The sequence below is a fragment of the Halobacillus alkaliphilus genome (assembly GCF_900113125.1).
GTDB lineage: Bacteria > Bacillota > Bacilli > Bacillales > Halobacillaceae > Halobacillus > Halobacillus alkaliphilus.
In genome coordinates this window covers 1-17,335 of record NZ_FOOG01000035.1, presented here as the reverse complement: position 1 = coordinate 17,335, position 17,335 = coordinate 1, and the positions used below count along the sequence as shown (strand labels likewise).

17 protein-coding genes are annotated in these 17,335 nt (G+C 41.5%); 15 read left to right on the top strand and 2 right to left on the bottom strand.

Going from position 1 to position 17,335, the window contains the following annotated elements; genetic code table 11:
• Positions 1-55 precede the first annotated feature (55 nt).
• The 6 genes from BMZ06_RS15755 to BMZ06_RS15730 all read left to right on the top strand — a co-directional run bounded on the left by BMZ06_RS15755 (position 56) and on the right by BMZ06_RS15730 (position 7,566).
• On the top strand, positions 56-1,792 hold the full coding sequence (locus BMZ06_RS15755) for a DUF2334 domain-containing protein (RefSeq protein ID WP_089753405.1): 1,737 nt from the start codon (positions 56-58) through the stop codon (positions 1,790-1,792).
• Positions 1,785-3,062 (top strand): glycosyltransferase family 2 protein, encoded by a 1,278-nt coding sequence (locus tag BMZ06_RS15750; protein WP_089753403.1) that lies wholly within the window; start codon positions 1,785-1,787, stop codon positions 3,060-3,062. Before BMZ06_RS15755 ends, BMZ06_RS15750 begins: the two co-directional genes overlap by 8 nt.
• Before the next feature lie 30 nt (positions 3,063-3,092).
• Complete coding sequence (locus BMZ06_RS15745) at positions 3,093-4,184, top strand: glycosyl hydrolase family 8 (protein WP_089753401.1); 1,092 nt, start codon at positions 3,093-3,095, stop codon at positions 4,182-4,184.
• A 157-nt stretch (positions 4,185-4,341) separates the two neighbouring features.
• A complete protein-coding gene (locus BMZ06_RS15740; protein ID WP_089753398.1) occupies positions 4,342-5,313 on the top strand; it encodes a S8 family peptidase in 972 nt (323 codons plus the stop codon).
• A 444-nt stretch (positions 5,314-5,757) separates the two neighbouring features.
• On the top strand, positions 5,758-6,957 hold the full coding sequence (locus BMZ06_RS15735; RefSeq protein WP_089753395.1) for a ParM/StbA family protein: 1,200 nt from the start codon (positions 5,758-5,760) through the stop codon (positions 6,955-6,957).
• Positions 6,958-6,966: 9 nt separating this feature from the next.
• Positions 6,967-7,566: a hypothetical protein gene (locus tag BMZ06_RS15730; protein ID WP_089753393.1), complete on the top strand. Its 600-nt coding sequence runs from the start codon at positions 6,967-6,969 to the stop codon at positions 7,564-7,566.
• Between the two features lie 166 nt (positions 7,567-7,732).
• Here the strand turns inward: BMZ06_RS15730 and BMZ06_RS15725 are convergent, their stop codons facing one another.
• A complete protein-coding gene (locus tag BMZ06_RS15725) occupies positions 7,733-7,981 on the bottom strand; it encodes a DNA alkylation repair protein (protein WP_089753391.1) in 249 nt (82 codons plus the stop codon).
• Positions 7,982-8,134: 153 nt separating this feature from the next.
• Between BMZ06_RS15725 and BMZ06_RS15720 the strand changes: the two genes are divergently transcribed.
• The 8 genes from BMZ06_RS15720 to BMZ06_RS15685 all read left to right on the top strand — a co-directional run bounded on the left by BMZ06_RS15720 (position 8,135) and on the right by BMZ06_RS15685 (position 15,115).
• The gene (locus tag BMZ06_RS15720) at positions 8,135-9,355 is read left to right on the top strand and encodes a CHAD domain-containing protein (protein WP_089753389.1); all 1,221 of its coding nucleotides are present in this window, start codon (positions 8,135-8,137) and stop codon (positions 9,353-9,355) included.
• 324 nt (positions 9,356-9,679) lie between these two features.
• The gene (locus BMZ06_RS15715; RefSeq protein ID WP_089753387.1) at positions 9,680-10,261 is read left to right on the top strand and encodes a sensor histidine kinase; all 582 of its coding nucleotides are present in this window, start codon (positions 9,680-9,682) and stop codon (positions 10,259-10,261) included.
• A gap of 19 nt (positions 10,262-10,280) precedes the next feature.
• The gene (locus BMZ06_RS15710) at positions 10,281-10,937 is read left to right on the top strand and encodes a response regulator (protein ID WP_089753385.1); all 657 of its coding nucleotides are present in this window, start codon (positions 10,281-10,283) and stop codon (positions 10,935-10,937) included.
• Between the two features lie 17 nt (positions 10,938-10,954).
• Positions 10,955-11,383, top strand: coding sequence for a GAF domain-containing protein (locus tag BMZ06_RS15705; protein ID WP_089753383.1), 429 nt, complete (start codon positions 10,955-10,957; stop codon positions 11,381-11,383).
• Positions 11,380-12,723 carry a PAS domain-containing sensor histidine kinase gene (locus BMZ06_RS15700; RefSeq protein WP_089753381.1) on the top strand — a complete coding sequence of 448 codons (1,344 nt, stop codon included), beginning with the start codon at positions 11,380-11,382 and terminating at the stop codon, positions 12,721-12,723. The genes BMZ06_RS15705 and BMZ06_RS15700 overlap by 4 nt, the downstream gene beginning before the upstream one ends.
• Before the next feature lie 128 nt (positions 12,724-12,851).
• Positions 12,852-12,974 carry a cytochrome C oxidase subunit II gene (locus tag BMZ06_RS15695; protein WP_089753378.1) on the top strand — a complete coding sequence of 41 codons (123 nt, stop codon included), beginning with the start codon at positions 12,852-12,854 and terminating at the stop codon, positions 12,972-12,974.
• A gap of 12 nt (positions 12,975-12,986) precedes the next feature.
• Positions 12,987-13,460 carry a cytochrome c oxidase subunit II gene (locus BMZ06_RS15690; protein ID WP_089753376.1) on the top strand — a complete coding sequence of 158 codons (474 nt, stop codon included), beginning with the start codon at positions 12,987-12,989 and terminating at the stop codon, positions 13,458-13,460.
• A complete protein-coding gene (locus tag BMZ06_RS15685; protein ID WP_089753374.1) occupies positions 13,457-15,115 on the top strand; it encodes a b(o/a)3-type cytochrome-c oxidase subunit 1 in 1,659 nt (552 codons plus the stop codon). The genes BMZ06_RS15690 and BMZ06_RS15685 overlap by 4 nt, the downstream gene beginning before the upstream one ends.
• A 150-nt stretch (positions 15,116-15,265) precedes the next feature.
• Here the strand turns inward: BMZ06_RS15685 and BMZ06_RS15680 are convergent, their stop codons facing one another.
• Complete coding sequence (locus BMZ06_RS15680; protein WP_089753372.1) at positions 15,266-16,402, bottom strand: CapA family protein; 1,137 nt, start codon at positions 16,400-16,402, stop codon at positions 15,266-15,268.
• A gap of 147 nt (positions 16,403-16,549) precedes the next feature.
• Between BMZ06_RS15680 and BMZ06_RS15675 the strand changes: the two genes are divergently transcribed.
• Complete coding sequence (locus BMZ06_RS15675; protein ID WP_089753370.1) at positions 16,550-16,882, top strand: YrhK family protein; 333 nt, start codon at positions 16,550-16,552, stop codon at positions 16,880-16,882.
• Positions 16,883-17,335: the final 453 nt, after the last annotated feature.

Genomic DNA, 17,335 nt, shown 5'->3' with positions numbered 1-17,335 from the left:
TCTTTATATAGAACGTTAGTTTGTTAGAAAGTAAGAACCTTTAGGAGGAAATGGAATGAATAAACATTATCCTGTAGTGATCCTAATGACAGCCTTAATCGTCGTTGTTTTCATTCTAACAACCCACCCAGTTATGGCAGCTAAAAGCAGTGATCCGAACGTTCTTATCGTTTATCCTTCCGAGCAGAAGGAGATAAATGAGCAGCAGCGGATCCTGGACATGCTCATTAGTCATTTCACGACAGATATTGACTTTAAACAGCCGGATGAAATTGCAGAAAATGATTTAAAAACCTACTCTCATGTTTTTTACCAGGGAACGGAGAAGGAAGATTTACCGAAGGGGTTTCAAAAGGCTTTAAATGACTATGAAGGTACTCTCGTAGCGCAAGGGCACAACCTGAACCAGCTGGGAGATCGTCTGTCCTTCGCTGCTCCTATGAAAGAAGAAGCTTATACGAAATTGAACATGAAAGATGAACCGGAGAAAAAAGTGAAGACGTCCATACACACCGTATTTAACGTAAAACTCGACGAGGAAGCCGAGGTGATTGTAGAAGCACAATCTGGAGAGCGCATTCTTCCGATTGTAAGTCATTTTGAAAAAGCTTATTACGTAGGAACGCCCATCATTGATTCCCCTTTTTCTACGTTTCTTGGAGAAACCCTTCATGAAGTGTTCCAGTCAAATCATGTCTCTGCACATGAGGGCTATATACGGCTTGAGGATGTCCATCCCCTGGTGGATCCCGATAACCTCCGTGGGATTGCTGAAGTGCTGAAAGAAAAGGAGATTCCTTATATGATTGCGGTCATCCCTGTTTATATTAACCCTGAGAACGGCGAGCGTGTTCATTTATCGGATTATCCAAAAGTACTGGAAGCTTTAAAGTATATGCAGGCTAATGGCGGGTCGGTGGTTTTGCATGGCTACACCCATCAATATAGGGACTCTGAAACAGGAGAAGGCTTCGAATTTTGGGATGTGAAGAACAATACACCGGTTTATAAAGATGCGGACGATGACACCCCTTTGAAGAAACGTGGCGATTTTAAGAATCAGAAAGAATATGAAAGTTACAGGAAGGGATTAATAGAATTTGAGCAGTCTTATGTATCCGGTAAACTTACGAGTGGAATTAATGAATTAACGAGCTTTGGCCTTCATCCGCTGGCCTTTGAAGCGCCCCATTATACGATGTCGCAGAATGGATATCAAACGGCATCTAAGCACTTTTCCACTTACGTAGGGCAGTTACAGCTAAGTGATGATAACTGGCAGGTTATGGCGAGTGCCCCTTATATTACGAAGCCATCCTTTTTACATGGGATGAAACTTCTTCCAGAGACGTTAGGTTACGTTGAGCCGGATGCTCCTGATGCTGTGGATGCCATCATGGATCGTGCTGAAGAACAGATGATTGTAAGAGATGGAATGCTGTCGCTATTCTACCACCCGTATCTGGGAGTGGAGAGATTTAAAGAGTTACTTAGTCGACTTGAAACTCTCCCTGACGTGCAGTGGATTGACCTGAAAGAGGGAGAACACAGTGTTACTTCCGATAAAGTGGACATCCAGGCAGCCGCCGGGAGAGTAGAAGTCGATGGCAGCCAGTTTAGCCTAGTGACGAATTCGAAAACTTCGCTTAATTACTTTATTCATCAGACGATCGAGAAGATTTCATGGGGACTGGTCGGAACAGGATCCTTAGGCGTACTTTTTTTCTTCAGCTCTACGATTATTTCCCGCAGACGGTTTTCAAAAATAGAACGGAGGGATCATGTTGGCTGATTTTCTATTGTACCTATCCTTGTTCTTAATTTGGTTCATGTTGTTTTACCATATGTTCTTAATGCAGGGAGGATATTTGCACGCTCAGTCTTACCGGAAAACAGCTGAGAAGTATCTGAGTCAGATGAAGGAGTACCCTACCGTCAGTATTCTCATTCCAGCACATAACGAAGAAGTGGTGATTGAGAATACCTTGAAAAGCATGGTGCGTCTGAATTACCCGAAGGATAAACTCGAAGTTATCGTGATCAATGATAATTCCAGCGATGATACGGGGAATATTGTAGAAGGATTTGCGAATATGTATCCCTATATCAAAGTAATTCATACGAAACCGCCGCTTGGAGGCAAGGGGAAGTCAGGTGCCTTGAATACAGGTTTAAAACATTCTACCGGAGAATTTATCGTTGTCTATGATGCGGACAACACACCTGAGCCTGATGCTGTTACACAGCTTGCTTCTGGGCTGATGAATGATCAGAAAGCGGGAGCAGTTGTAGGGAAGTTCCGTGTAACAAATGGCAGCAAAAATTTGTTAACCCGTTTGATCAACATCGAAACCATCACCTTCCAGTGGCTGGCTCAGGCAGGAAGATGGTTCTGGTTCAAACTTTCAACTATTCCCGGGACAAATTTTGCTATCCGCCGCTCCATCCTTGAGAAGCTTGGAGGCTGGGATGAAAAAGCTCTTTCAGAAGATACAGAGTTAAGCTTTAGAGTTTACAATCTGGGATACCACATCCGGTTTTTCCCCTCAGCCGTCACGTGGGAGCAGGAACCTGAAATGATTAAGGTCTGGTGGAAGCAGCGGACACGCTGGGCCAGGGGTAACGAATATGTTATTTTTAAGTACCTTCTTAACTTTAAAGATTTGAACAATAAAAAAGTAGGTCTCGATCTCATCTACTTTCTGTTTACTTACCTTTTGTTCTTTGGGGGAGTAATGATCTCTCATAGTATATTTATTTTAAATATATTTTTTGACTTGAACCTCTCCATGGGAGCCGTATCTTATGTTCTGCTGGTTCTTGGTTTCTTATTATTTGTGACGGAGGTCGCCCTCGCGCTTAGTTTTGAAAAAGATCAATTAACTTTGAAGAACGCAGTGATCATTCTATTTATGTACTTCACATACTCCCAGCTGTGGTTGCTCCTTGTGGTTTATGCTACTTATTTAGAAGCCAAACGAGTATTATTAAAACAGGAAGTTACCTGGTATAAGACTCAGCGCTTTAAAGAAAAAGAAACAAGCGAGAACCGGTCTGCATAGCCTAACATTAGAAAAAGGTGAGGTAGGAGAGTGAAAAAAACCATCATGATATCCCTGTTGATTATAGTCGTTATCAATATCGCCTTTTTCACAAGATTATGGGGGGCAGAAGCCGTTTCTAAAGATACAGAAAGTTTTATAAAAAATTTTATGACGAATGAAAATGAGACGCTGGCTACTTATATAAAGAACGCAGAACATCTTGATTCTGATGAAGTGAGAGGAAGAGAAGCTTTATCAGAATCACTGGGGCTGTGGATGCTGTACTCAGTTGAAAAAGGAGATCACTCTATATTCAAAGAAGCCTATCGTGTATTAGAATCCAATTTTCTAACTGATGATGGATTCATATTTTGGAAACTTGCTGAAAATGGAGAAGCGGAAGTGGATACGGATGCTCTCGTGGATAACCTTCGAATTACGGAAGCATTATTCAAAGCTGAAGAGCAGTGGAATGAAAAAAAATATGGGGAAACAGCGAGCCGAATAGGGGAATATATGAAGGACTATTTTGGAACAGCCCATATATGGACGGACTTTTATGATCGTCGCCACCATCAGACATCCGATATTCTAACGTACTCCTATATCGATGTGGAAGCCTTAACGCTGCTCAAAGATCATCAGCTGATCCCTCTCAGCACCTTTCAGGGGATGACGTCCTTGCTGACTAAAGCTGAACTGCAGAAGGGATTCTATCCTAAGTCCATCCACGCTGATTCAAATAAGGTATCTTACAACAATGAAGTTAATATGATTGATCAAGTGCTAGTGGCTTTAAATCAGGCAAAACTGGGGAACTCCTCTTCTGAATTTACAGCTTTTGTTACTGAAGAAATGGACGCAAAAGGAAAACTTTATGGTCGTTACTCGCTTCAAACAAAAGAACCCACGGTCGATTACGAATCTCCAGCTCTGTATGGTTTTCTTATTCTTTACGCTATGGAGTTAGATGATAAGAAATTAGCTCTGCAGGCGTACAATAGAATGACCGATTTCAGGGAAACAAGGTTCAAATTTAAAGGTGGATATGCGGTGAGTAATGGGGATACCCATATATTTGATAATCTTGTGCCGCTATTAGCTGAAGAAACGTTAAAGAAAGCAGGATGGCTGCCCTAACAGCTTCCTGCTTTCTTTAATTCTTGTCTAATAATAGTTGACTGTATATTCAGATACTTACAAAAAGTGATATAATAATGGAAAGCTTTACCTATCATTATGAGTTAACAGTCTATCACTTTGCTCTTGCATGACTCAAAATAGGGGAGGAAGTTGAATGAGTGAAATGAAGTTAATTCCATACCGTACCGAACAGATCCTCCAGGAAGCGGAAGAGTTCCCAAATGGCGTGAAGATGATTGAGGCACAAAGTTTGTGGGACAGAACCAGCCAGGGAAAAGGGAGTGTCGTTGCTGTCATCGACACAGGCTGTCAAATGGATCATCCAGATCTTGAGAACCGTATTGTTGGAGGCTATAACTTTACAGATGACTATGAAGGCGATGAAACGAACTATGACGATAATAATGGCCACGGTACTCATGTAGCAGGGACAATTGCAGCCATAGATAACGAACAGGGTGTAATAGGTGTGGCTCCGCAGGCGGATTTGTTAATTCTTAAAGTACTCTCTGGAGAGGGGAGTGGGCAGTACGATTGGATAATCAGTGCTATTGAGTACGCTATTAACTGGGAAGGACCCCAGGGAGAGCGTGTGAGAGTTATTTCTATGTCTCTTGGAGGCCCGGAAGATGCCGAAGAAATGCATCAGGTTGTTCAAAAAGCTGTGAATCAGGGTATTTCTGTCGTATGTGCTGCAGGAAATGAAGGCGATGGGCGTGAGAATACTTATGAATACGCCTATCCAGGCTGCTATAATGAAGTTATCCAAGTCGGAGCTATCGACGAGCAGAGGACAATCGCAGACTTTACGAACACCAACGATGAAATCGACCTGGTAGCCCCCGGGGTAAAAATTCTCTCTACCTATACAGAAGGAAAATATGCTCGTCTTTCGGGTACCTCCATGGCTACACCTCATGTTGCTGGTGGTTTAGCCCTCATTATTCCTCTTGTGGAAGCTCAATTCCAAAGATCTATGTCTGAACCGGAAATATTCTCGCAGTTAATTAAACGAACTCTCCCTCTCGGTTACTCTAAATCAGCCGAAGGTAATGGTTTATTAATGCTCTCTCTTACAGATAAATTAGAAGAACTTTTCTCCACCTACACTACCGCTATGAAATAAAACATCTTTTTTCTTTTTAAAAAATACCTGTCTGGAACCATTTTTCCGGACAGGTATTTTTTATTTTTCACCTTTTAGTTTTTAACTTCCTGGGTTAGTCCGTGATTTTGTTTATAAACGAAAAACTAAGCCCGTGATTTTGTGTAAAATTGTGTATTATTTTGGTGCATTTATTTATGTACACATAAATGTATTCATGTACACAAATTGTAAGGCAATTGAACACGTAAATGCGTACATGTTTACAAATGCGTATACAAGCCGTTATATCAACGTGTGGACGTTATTGTAAACATGTACACAATTTAAGTAAACATGTGTGCGTAAAAGTAAACAAGTACACGCAGTTGAATACTCCGAAAGGCACATTGACTATTCCGGCAGAGTCTAATAGATTAATAGAAGGGCAAGGTAAATTATAGTAATTAAAAGGAGAGCTGATTAATGACAAACTCAAGAATTGCAGCTGTTGATGTTGGTAACGATGCAGTTAAAGCAAACTTTGGAAAACTAGATTCATCCCTATATATTCCTAACGTGGTTGCTAGAGACTTAGAAGATCGTCCTGTTATCGGTATAGAGGACTTGGATGAAAAAGATCCACTCGATAATCTACATATTCGAGTGCATTCTCCAGCCTTAAGAGAGAATAATGCTATCTATCGTGTGGGTAATCTGGCTACAAAGACCACTAACTCTACGGAACTCGATCCAGGCAGCTATAAATCTGAGGAAGATCAGACACTTATTATGCTTTTTGCATCGCTTGCTTTGGATGCAGTTAGAGAGAAGAATGCACAATCGGCGAAGAATAATGTGGTAGAAGCCAATTACACATTGGGAACAGGACTGCCGCTTCGTGAAGTGAAAGAAGGCAAAGACGTAGGGTACCGTTCTTCCCTGCTTGGATCTGTTCACCAGATCGAATTCCTTGTCACACCAAAATATCAAGGAATGAAAGTAAATCTTAAGTTTGATGAGGTTAAAGTTTATCCGGAAGGGTTTGCTGCCTACGTTAACTTAGTGATGGATAATGATTTGAATATCATTAACAAAGAATTGATTGACAAACAAATTTTAATTCAGGATATCGGTGGTCTTTCTACAGATATAGCTGTAATTAAAAACCGTAACGTTGACGATGATAAGGCTCAGGGATTCAATTTAGGTGTAGCTGAATCATTAGAAATGATTCGTGAAGAGATTCTTAGAAAGCATGGAGTTGAATTGGACAGCCGCCGCGATGTCGTGGATATCATTACAAGAAAAAATGATCGTCACCATATCATGGTTAAAGGAAGCCGTACTAACGTACACGATATTACGGATCGTATTCTTCTTGAACTTGCTAAGAAACAGTACCGTTTCTTAAGGAATGTATGGCAGAGAAACTCCCAATCAGAGATCTGTTACTTTGTGGGCGGAGGTTCTGCGGTCTTAAAAGATTACATTAAGTCATTAAATAACAAACTTGATGGTTTCAATATTGAATTCTTTGAAGATGAAGAAGAGAGCATTTGGATGATGGCGAATGCCTACTACAAATTGATCTCTGATTTCAACCGTAAAAACGAGAAGAAGAATCACGGCAAAAATCAAGAACAAGGTAAAAAAGTAGAACAAAAAACCGGCTCATCCAAATAAGGTGATGTTATGAGTCAATCAAAGAAAAAGATAGAGAGGGGACAATCGATTACATTCCGGATCCCCTCGGATACTCCTGATCACTTATTGAGACAATTAACTCAACTGAAGGAGACAGAGAGGCGAAATTTTTCAAGCAAGATTGCCCAATTCGTCCTAGATGGAGTGAATGAGACTTACACTAAGAATAAGGAAACAGTTACCATTCCACTGCCTAAGGCTTTAAATAAAGAGCAGAGAAACTGGATTAAGCACGAACACTCTGAGGCTCTTATAGGAAGTATACTGTATCAGCTAATGATGGATCCTGTGCGTGCAACCACTCTATTAGCTTCGCTTAATAGTAATGCATTCGACATAGACGAAGCTCTTTATTTACAAGAAGAAGCAGCGGCAACTGAATTTTCATCGGGCAATGATGCTCAAGGTCATGCTGAGGAAGAATCAAATACTGAGTCTGAAACAGAATGGAAGAGTATCGATGATGAACTTGATGGTCTGAATCTTGATACTTTACAAGGTGAGATCCACTCCCAGGATGAGGAAACAACAGAAGATGAAGACGATGATGATCTGCTGGGAGACTTTCTCTCCCGAATGAATGATTAGCCCTTACCCCCTGTCACACTGTGGCAGGGGGTGTTTTAATAAAAATTGAAACCATCTCGTTTTTCCTTCTTACGCCTCTTCTAAGCTGTTCAATCGCATGGAGGATAAGAACTATTACTTGAATCGATAAACAATTCCATCGGCCCTTTAAATGCTGCTAAAGATATTAAATAGGCTTTGAACTGGCAAAAGCAGCAAATGTTTTCTCGTCTTCGATCAAACCGCATGCTCCACATTGGATTTTTTTGTCTGGGCCCTGGTAAGCGGCATGAAAAGGATCCAGATTCTCAGACGTGTATTCACTAATCACTTCACCTGACTCCGGATTTATTCTCACGGATGTTGCTTTTTGTTCAATGATGTTGAACCTGGATCGATTGGTTTTACAGTTGGGACATAAGTATGGCTGCATCATTAACACCTCCATTCATAGGATGCGCGGTCTGTGGGAATATATGTAAGGGTCAGAATCATAAAGAAATTGTAAAAATATTTAGAAATTAGTTAGGAAGTGCTGAAGTCTGGGAATTGACCTGTATAAAAGCTTTCAAAAGGTGGGCGTTAGGTTATGAGTGGAGCTTTCACAAGGCAGATCGACAAAATGGGCAGGCTAGTGATCCCCAAGGAAATCAGAGACCAGTTGGAATTATCGAATCAAAACCTTATGCTGGAACCTTTGAGTCATAAAAAAGGATTAAAGCTTTCAGTAACGGATGAAGAAGGAGACTCCGTTAAGACATTAGACAGCTATGGCCGCTTGCTTATTCCTGCTGACTACAGAAACGAGCTTGACTGGAATCAGGGGAAAAAGATTGATGTTACGTTCGATCATGATTACGCTGTGTTGCAAGATCAGGTTCAGGTTTGTGAAATTTGCGGATCAACAGATTCGCTGGTGTCTGTTAAAAAGAAACTAGTCTGCGAGGATTGTCTGGGAGCTGGAAATGAGCAAGTAGTAGACCGCTGGAGGGAGTACCTTCAGGGATTAGTTGACTCCTACCTGGAGTACTGCAGGCTTTCGCTTGAGCAGGAAGACGAGGAAAGTGTGCACCAGGCTCGTGTCCACGGGCGTAAAATTCGTGCCATCCTGGAGTTTATTCATGTCACCACCCATCCATTAGTGGATTGTTTAAATGACGCCCATAAACGTTTAGGGAAAGTGAGAGAACGCGATGTGTTTATTACAGAGTTTGAAGATCGTGCGGAACAATCTTCAAAAGAGCAGCATGAAGAAGTGTACCGTCAGCTCAGCGACCAGGTAGCCAAGAAAAGACTAAAGCATCAGAAGAAGCTTAAAAATAAGCTGCCTGAAATCATCGATGGAGCCTTTGTGGAGCAATGGGAGTACTTTAAAGATAAGGAGCTGCGATATTTTGTCCTGCCCCTTCAAGTAAATGAGAGAACCCGGGAGTTCGAAAACAGTTTTGTTGAATCTATAGAGAAGTATTTAGAAGTGTCTTCACAACAGGAGCGTACGGATGAAGAAACTCTGAATACCTTACATTCTGTCCGAATAATCTCCAAAAAGATCAGGTACATTCATAATGCACTTCACACCATTTATGACTCTGACTACAAGGAAGAAGCGAAATACTTTAAATCGTTTCAGAGACAGCTGGGTGAAATAAATGATCTAAAAGACTGGATCGAACTATTTAACAAATACAGGGACGATATTGACAGTAAGAAAAAGCATATTAAAGCCATTAATCAAGCGTTGCTGGATGAATTGTCCAGCCTGATAGAAGAATTGAATCTTCAAGAAAGCATTCAATACTCAAGACAGTAATGTCATACCTTCCCTCTTTGTAAAGCCGCTAAATAATTAATGAATCCTGCATTCTATTCTGTGCAGGATTTTTTAATAGATTCTATTAAAGTCTCTTCTTGAAAAGCAAATCTTTAACCTGAAGAGTTGCATACTGTAAGACTCGATTTCGACCTTCCTCATAACCACTATCTCGAAATCTAGTTTCAACAAACGGGAGCTTTACCTTAAAATCAACACGGAAACTTAACAGAGCCTTAAAATAAGGGAATGCCCTAATAGGAACATAATAAAGGAGCGTGTAATATAGAGGGTATGTAGAATAAAGAAGGGAGAGTTAAAGTGATGAATGATACCACTCGTTCCCCATTATATGTAGTCTCTCACATGTACGAATCGCTGCTTTATGAAATGTCCTATGATTTACATGAGCGATACGCTCATTTGTTAACGAGTGCGTTACATCGTATTGATTCGAAGGATGATTCTTGTAAAGAAGCTCATGTCCTTATTTCACATTTGATTGAAGAAATGAGAAGCCGTTCAAATGAAATCTATCCTTTATCTTTTCATGAATATGGACTGGCGGTGGCCTTTAAAAAATATATAAAAGAAGTGGAAAGACGCTATGGTATAAGGGTTGAATTCCCCACCTCCTACAAACTCACGGAGGTTTTTTCTACCAAGGATGTACTGGCGTTTCGCGCGCTTCAGCTTACCATACGAATGATTATAGAGTACGCCGATACAGACGAAGTATTCATTGAAGTCGACGGGAAAGAGATTGTTTTCCGCTATCATTCTTTTTTGGATGAATTCCCGCCTGAACAAGAGGATTTACTTGAAGTTATCAAGAGAGATACCACGATGGAAATGCAGTGGCAACGCAATAAAGACGTGGTGGAATGGCGCTGGTTTAAAGGCTGAATAAAGAGGAGTAGATAACATGATTTCGATTGTCATTGTTGACGATCATGCCGTCGTACGCTCAGGGCTTATGATGCTGTTAGACGCTGTCGATGATTTTAGTGTAATTGGAGAAGCTTCAGAAGGAAACGAAGCTTACCAGCAAGTAGAGGAGAAGAATCCAAGTGTTGTTTTGATGGATCTTTCTATGCCGCATGGAAAAGATGGATTATCAGCTACTTCCGAAATAAAAAAACAATTCCCTGAGACCCAGATTCTAATTCTGACGATGCATGATGATGAAGAATACTTGTTCCGTGCCATTGAATTAGGTGCATCCGGGTGTATTTTGAAAAATGCTCCACATGAGGAATTAGTAAAAGCCATCAGGCAAGTGGCTGGGAGAGATGCCTATTTGTATCCATCCGCAACGAAACGATTGATGGAGGATTATATGAGCAAGCTGAAAAACGGTGCTAAGACAGACTCTTACCGCTTACTAAGTGATCGAGAGAGAGAAGTACTGGCTTTGGTCGCTAAAGGGTTTGCGAATAAAGACATTGCCGCTCAACTTGTGATTTCGGTGAAAACCGTCGAAGCTCATAAGGCACGGGTGATGGAAAAGCTGCAGCTTAAAACGCGTCCTGAATTAGTGGAATATGCGTGGAAGAAAGGTCTGCTAGGTTATTCATTGTAGCAAAGGAGAGAGAAAAAGTGGTCACCCCATTAGAAGAAATATGCAACGAACTGGAAGAGGAAGTTGATGCCTGTGTCATTGCAATTGCAAAGTTTGATTATCATTCAAAGCAGATACAGTGGAAGTATGTGAGTCACCCTTTGAATGATAAATATAAACGCATGGTTATTTCCTATGGTTCGGGTGTGGCGGGAACCGTCATGCAGACAGGAAGAACTTTTCTCTGCCGTTCGAGGAAGGACCTTCCTTTAGTTTTGTCGAAATACCCCATAGTGTTAGCAGAAAAGCTTCAATCCTTTGCTGCTATCCCTCTTCAAACGGGGCATTTATTTGACGCGGTACTGCTGATAGGTTATCGAAATGAGCATGATTTACCGTCAGAACAGCAATGGCGTCCTTATGCAGCTCGCATAAGTGATTATTTGAAGCAAGGAGGTTTATCATGACAAACCACAGTCCCTTCCCTCCCGCTCTAATCTCCTCTAAGGAAGAAGGATTTCTCGTTTTACGAGAAAACGGAATGGTAGAAAGTTTCAATGAAAAAGCGAAACTTCTTTTCCAGATTTCTTCGGCTGAGGTATGTGTGGAAGATCTGTTTCTTCATTTTTCTGTAGAAGAGCTTATTCATTGTGAAAAGGGAGTATTGCTGCAGTATTACGCAAAGCCTATGACTGGGAATCCTTTTCCTGTGTTTTTAGTCGTTCACTATTGGATGGGTGGAAACAGTCCGAATTATTTTATAACCATCCATAACCTGAGTGAGAGAAGCCTGCTTGATAGTGAATCCTACGAACCATTGAAAGAACTCGTGGATATTAAATATGCGCTTGACGAGTCTTCGATTGTTGCTGTTACAGATCAACGAGGAAGAATTCGTTACGTAAATAAGAAGTTTTGTGAGGTTTCTAAATATGAAGTGGAAGAATTGATTGGAAACGATCATAGGCTTCTGAATTCAGGACATCATTCTAAAGAGTTTTTTAAAAATCTGTGGCGTACGATAGGTGCCGGGCATGTGTGGAAGGGAGAAATTAAGAATAAGGCTAAAGATGGAAGCTTCTATTGGGTTGATACGACCATTGTGCCTTTTTTAAATGATAAAGGAAAACCATACCAATATTTGGCCATCCGTAATGAGATTACGGAGAGGAAAAGGGTTCAGCAGGAGCTTCAACACATGATGACGCGTCTGATCCACGTACAAGAAGAAGAAAGAAAGCAGGTTTCAAGAGAGCTTCATGATGGAATTGGGCAAGAGCTGTACAGCTTGCTTATTAGCATGCATCGTGTCCAGCAGGAAGTGGACCATTCCCTTTTAGACCAGATGACAGATGAAATACGAGATTTAATTCAAAACGTGCGGGACATGTCATGGGAGCTCCGCCCGTCTGCATTGGATGAGCTGGGGTTGATGCCTGCTGTTCGTTCTTTTTTAAATCGTCTTAACCATTCGTATGGATTGAAGGTACATTTTACCTCCTCCGTTTCCTGTCGTTTATCGCCTCAAATCGAAACGACGATTTACCGCATCATTCAGGAAGCACTGACCAATATACGAAAATATGCCTGCGTAGATGAAGCCTCTATCGTGTTGAAAGAAGCGGACGGTGGGATTTTCGCTTCTATTACTGATCAAGGTAAAGGCTTTATGAACAACCGTGCACAAAAAGGAGTAGGGCTTTTCAGCATGGAGGAAAGGGCACGCGCGGCAGGAGGAGAACTTGAAATAACTTCCGAACGTAATAAGGGTACGAGAATTGAATTATATATACCACTTGAAACCTGATGAAAAGGTTTCTTTTTTTTGAATTGGGGGATTTCACCACCACAAATGGGGGGATTCCCCGATTCTATTATGTCCCTCTACACTAATACAATAGAAATAGATCAAATACATAAAAGGAGGTCTGGCCCATGAAAAAAAGTGGCCCATCTCAACCAAACTTGAAAGGAACTTTAATCAGTGTAATGGCCGTTGGAGTCGTCATTGTCGTGATGTGGGTTTGTATTTATTTATTATATATCGTTCGTATGTAGGGGGGAGTAAGGATGCATTTACACAAGTATGAAAAAATATGGCTGGGATTTGGAGTTATTGCTCTTATCATTTTTCTATCCGTTGTAGGAGTAAGTGCTTTTGCACAGGGACATGCACCATCCAGCGGACATATGACCATTGATCCGGAGAAAGTACGTGAAACGGCTCCGTTTGATCAGCCAGGACTTCATAAAAAAGAGGATGGAACGTATGAAGTCGCTATGATCGCACTTACATTTGGTTATGAACCAAGCAAGCTCCAAGTGCCTGCAGGGAAAGAAATTACATTCACGTTAACGAGTGAAGATGTCGTTCATAGTTTCTCTATAATTGGAACGAACGTAAATATGATGGCCGTTCCAGGTCAGATTAACCATCGCACACACACATTTAAAGAACCAGGATCTTATCTGGTGATTTGTAACGAGTATTGTGGCTCAGGCCACCATTTTATGAGTACAGAAATTGAGGTGGTGGAACAATGAAAACCGGAGAAATTGCAGCTGAAGATCGAAAAGTAGCGTTATTCAATTTAGGATTTGCTTACTCAGCATTTCTTATAGGAACGCTGTGCGGGCTCCTGCAGGTGTTTATTAGGAATGATGCTCTTAAACTGCCAGAATGGCTGGATTACTATCAGATTCTCACTGCTCACGGACTGTTACTGGCTATTGTGTTTACAACTTTCTTTATTTTTGCCTTTTTTCAGGCGGGAATGAGCCGAACTCTCGGAGCATTTGGCCCGAAGGTGAGGTTGTGGAACTGGGTTGGATTCGCTGTGACCGCCTTAGGAACCATTCTGGTCGTGGTCATGGTAGTAGCGGGCCAGGCATCCGTATTGTATACATTTTATGCTCCACTTCAAGCTCACGGATTGTTTTATGTTGGTCTTGCCTTATTTGTAATTGGCACATGGATTCAGGGATTCAGTCTGGTCGGGCATTATGCCGTCTGGAGACGGAATCATAAAGGGGAACTCAGTCCGCTGTTTGCTTTCATGGCGATTGCAACCATTATCCTCTGGGTCATTGCCTGTCTTGGAGTTGTAGCCACTGTTCTATTTCAATTCATTCCATGGGCTTTTGGCTGGACGAGCGGGATTAATGTCGAGTTAAGTCGTTCCTTATTCTGGTATTTCGGTCATCCTCTTGTGTACTTCTGGCTGCTCCCGGCTTATATGGCATGGTATGTCATTGTGCCAAAGATTATTGGAGGAAAAGTATTCAGTGATTCTCTGGCCCGTTTATCTTTTGTACTGTTTATATTATTTTCTATTCCGGTAGGGTTTCACCATCAGTTAACGGAACCTGGTATTTCTAGTTTCTGGAAATTTTTGCAGACGGTTTTGACATTTATGGTTATTATCCCATCTTTAATTACAGCCTTCTCCATGTTTGCTACGTTTGAAATAAGAGGGAGGGAGCTTGGCGGCAGAGGTCTTTTTGGGTGGATTCGTAAGCTTCCGTGGAGAGATGTTCGTTTTACATCCATCTTCATAGCTATGGCCTTCTTCATCCCAGGTGGGGCCGGGGGTATTATCAATGCGAGTTTTCAAATGAATGAGGTTATTCATAATACGCTTTGGGTCGTTGGACATTTTCACATCACAGTAGGCACCCCGGTAGCGATGACATTTTTCGGTTTAACCTTCTGGCTTATTCCTAATTTAACGGGCCGGCGGTTTACGAAGTCCCTGCAGAAATTGGCCTTCTTGCAAATTGCTACCTGGTCTATTGGCATGCTGCTCATGAGTACAGCTCAGCACTTGCTGGGACTACTTGGGGCACCAAGGCGTACAGCTTACACCGGGTATGCCCACGATGATGCACTCGCCTGGTTTGATGGCTTATTAACCAATCATGTGACGATGGCTGTCGGAGGATCTATCTTGTTCTTGTCCGCTGTTTTGCTCGTTTTCATTGTGATCCAACTTTGGTGGCTTGCTCCAAAAGCAGATGAACAAACCTACGAGGCGTTTCCAATTGCTGAAAGCGATTCTAGTATGACACCGCGTTTCTTGGAAAATTGGAAAATATGGATCGGCATTGCATTTCTATTAATTGCTCTTGCTTATACGATACCGTTAGCTGAGATTATTCAGCACGCCCCTCCAGGTTCAGGGCGATTCCAAACGTGGTAAGAGAGGAGAGAGAATATATGACCTTTTCATTCGCTTTTACAATCGCATCCATTATCCTCACGCTCGTTTTGAGCAGTATTATTGTAGACCTGCAGACGGAGGAAGATTGAATATAGAAAGAAGCGGAAAGCTCCTGGCTTTCCGCCTCTTTCATTCCATAAATTTCAATTCAGGCATCCATTGAGTTAAGTGTTCCTTCTGAACTTCATACTCTTCTTTTAAGCTTGGAACTTCATCCATAGGGACCACTTCATATTCATGCTCTCCTGCGGATGTAACGTAAGTCACTTTAAACCTTGGTTTTACGACCTTTACTTGGTTATTGTCGTCTTTGTCCATTTTTAAGTTAAAGGTGAGAATACCTCCGACTCGTTTAGGAAATGATTCCTGGCCTGAGAAAAAATTTCCCAGGGAATAAGCGGCCAGCATTTTATTGCCTTCCTTACCTTCTACCCAGTCTAATGGCTGAAGGACATGAGGGTGGTGACCGATCACAGCAGTGACTCCTCGATCCGCGGCGAATTGGACGAGATCTTTTTGAGACTGGTTGGGATAGGGCTCGTACTGATTTCCAAAATGCAGACTTAAAATGATGGCATCTGCCTGTTGTTTCGCTTTTTCTATGTCCTGGGCCATTTTATCAAATTGGATTCGATTCACTACATAACTTTTCCCCTCCGGCGCTTTTACACCATTGGTTCCGTACGTGTAGCTTAATATAGCTACACTAATTCCTTCTTTCGTGTCGTACACAAGGATTTCTTCGCTGTCTTCTTTACTTTGATAAGCTCCTGTGTATTTCATATCAATTTTTTCCCAGTGCTCGATCGCATTATTAATTCCTCTTGTTCCTTTGTCCAACGTGTGGTTATTCGCAAGGGTTACCACATCTACTCCAAGTTCTTTTAGATTATTACCTATTTCTACAGGGGAGTTAAAAGCAGGGTATCCGGAAAGTCCTAATTCTTTTCCGCCGATCATCGTTTCCTGGTTAGCAATGGTAATGGTGGATGAATCCAGGTAAGGTTCCGTCTGTTCCATCATGGGCATGAAGTTATAACCTTCAGAGGTTTCAGCCGCTTCATAGACACGGTCATGAATCAGCACATCTCCAATAGCCGTTATACTGATCTCTTTGGAAAAATCAATTGAACTCTTATCTTGAGGATCAACCGTTGAAGTGGGCTGCTTATTAACGGTCTTCATTTCTTCATCATTATTTAAAAGCCCGCACCCAGCTGTTAGAAATAAGATAGACAAACCTAACACTCTTAGAAATAAGCCCAAGTAAAAGTCACCTCCGTAAAAATTCATTTAGGTTTATTGTACCTCTAATTAGAGGGTTTCTCCATTCCATGCAGCTGAAAAAAATGATTTTGTTTGTCGATTTATCGGGTATGAAGATAAATAGAAGTTCACGGAAGGAGGATCGGAATGAGTAATCTACCTAATGAAAAAGCCGACGTACAAAAGCATAGTAAAGATCAATACGTGGATATAGAAATGGGGAAACACGATTTATTCTTCAAAAAAAGCTATGAAGTACTCTACACGGTTAATGATTTTTTACTGGGACTCTGGTTTCTGATCGGAAGTGTTTGTTTTTATTTTGAAGCTACTAAAACATGGGGAGTGAGTTTATTTGTACTTGGAAGTCTGCAAATGCTCATCCGACCAACTATTCGTTTAGCACATCGTATTCATTTGAAAAATATTTATCGGAAAGAATATGAGAACAAGCAGAAGGAATCACTTTCTTCTCATTAAGCATGATGTTAATTAAATTGAGCTCTGTTAAACGCTGTTGTTGATTTTTTCAAAAAAAGGTTTATTAAGCTAACGGGCCGGATACTTGAAGACTCAATTTCGAGATAATCTGGGTCCGTTGCCAAAAATTTGATAAGGGTCGCTGCGGAAACAACTCGCTTTCCTGCGGGGGAACTGGCAAGCCTCCTCGCTCGTTTCACTCCCTGTGGGGTCTCGCCTAGCTCCTTCTCCCGCGGGAGTCTCGTCGTTTCCTTCGCCACCCTATGATGGAGGGATAGTGAACGGACCCTTCTATAGGAGATAGAAGGGTGCTGGATCCGTCTCAAATGCTTCTATAGCGGGACTTTCCCACACGTAATTGCTTATTGTTATAAGTTTATCTCCAACATAAATCGGGGCGTTTTAAACATGATATTGAGCTCCATATATCGCAAGGTCCGAAGGGGGACGATG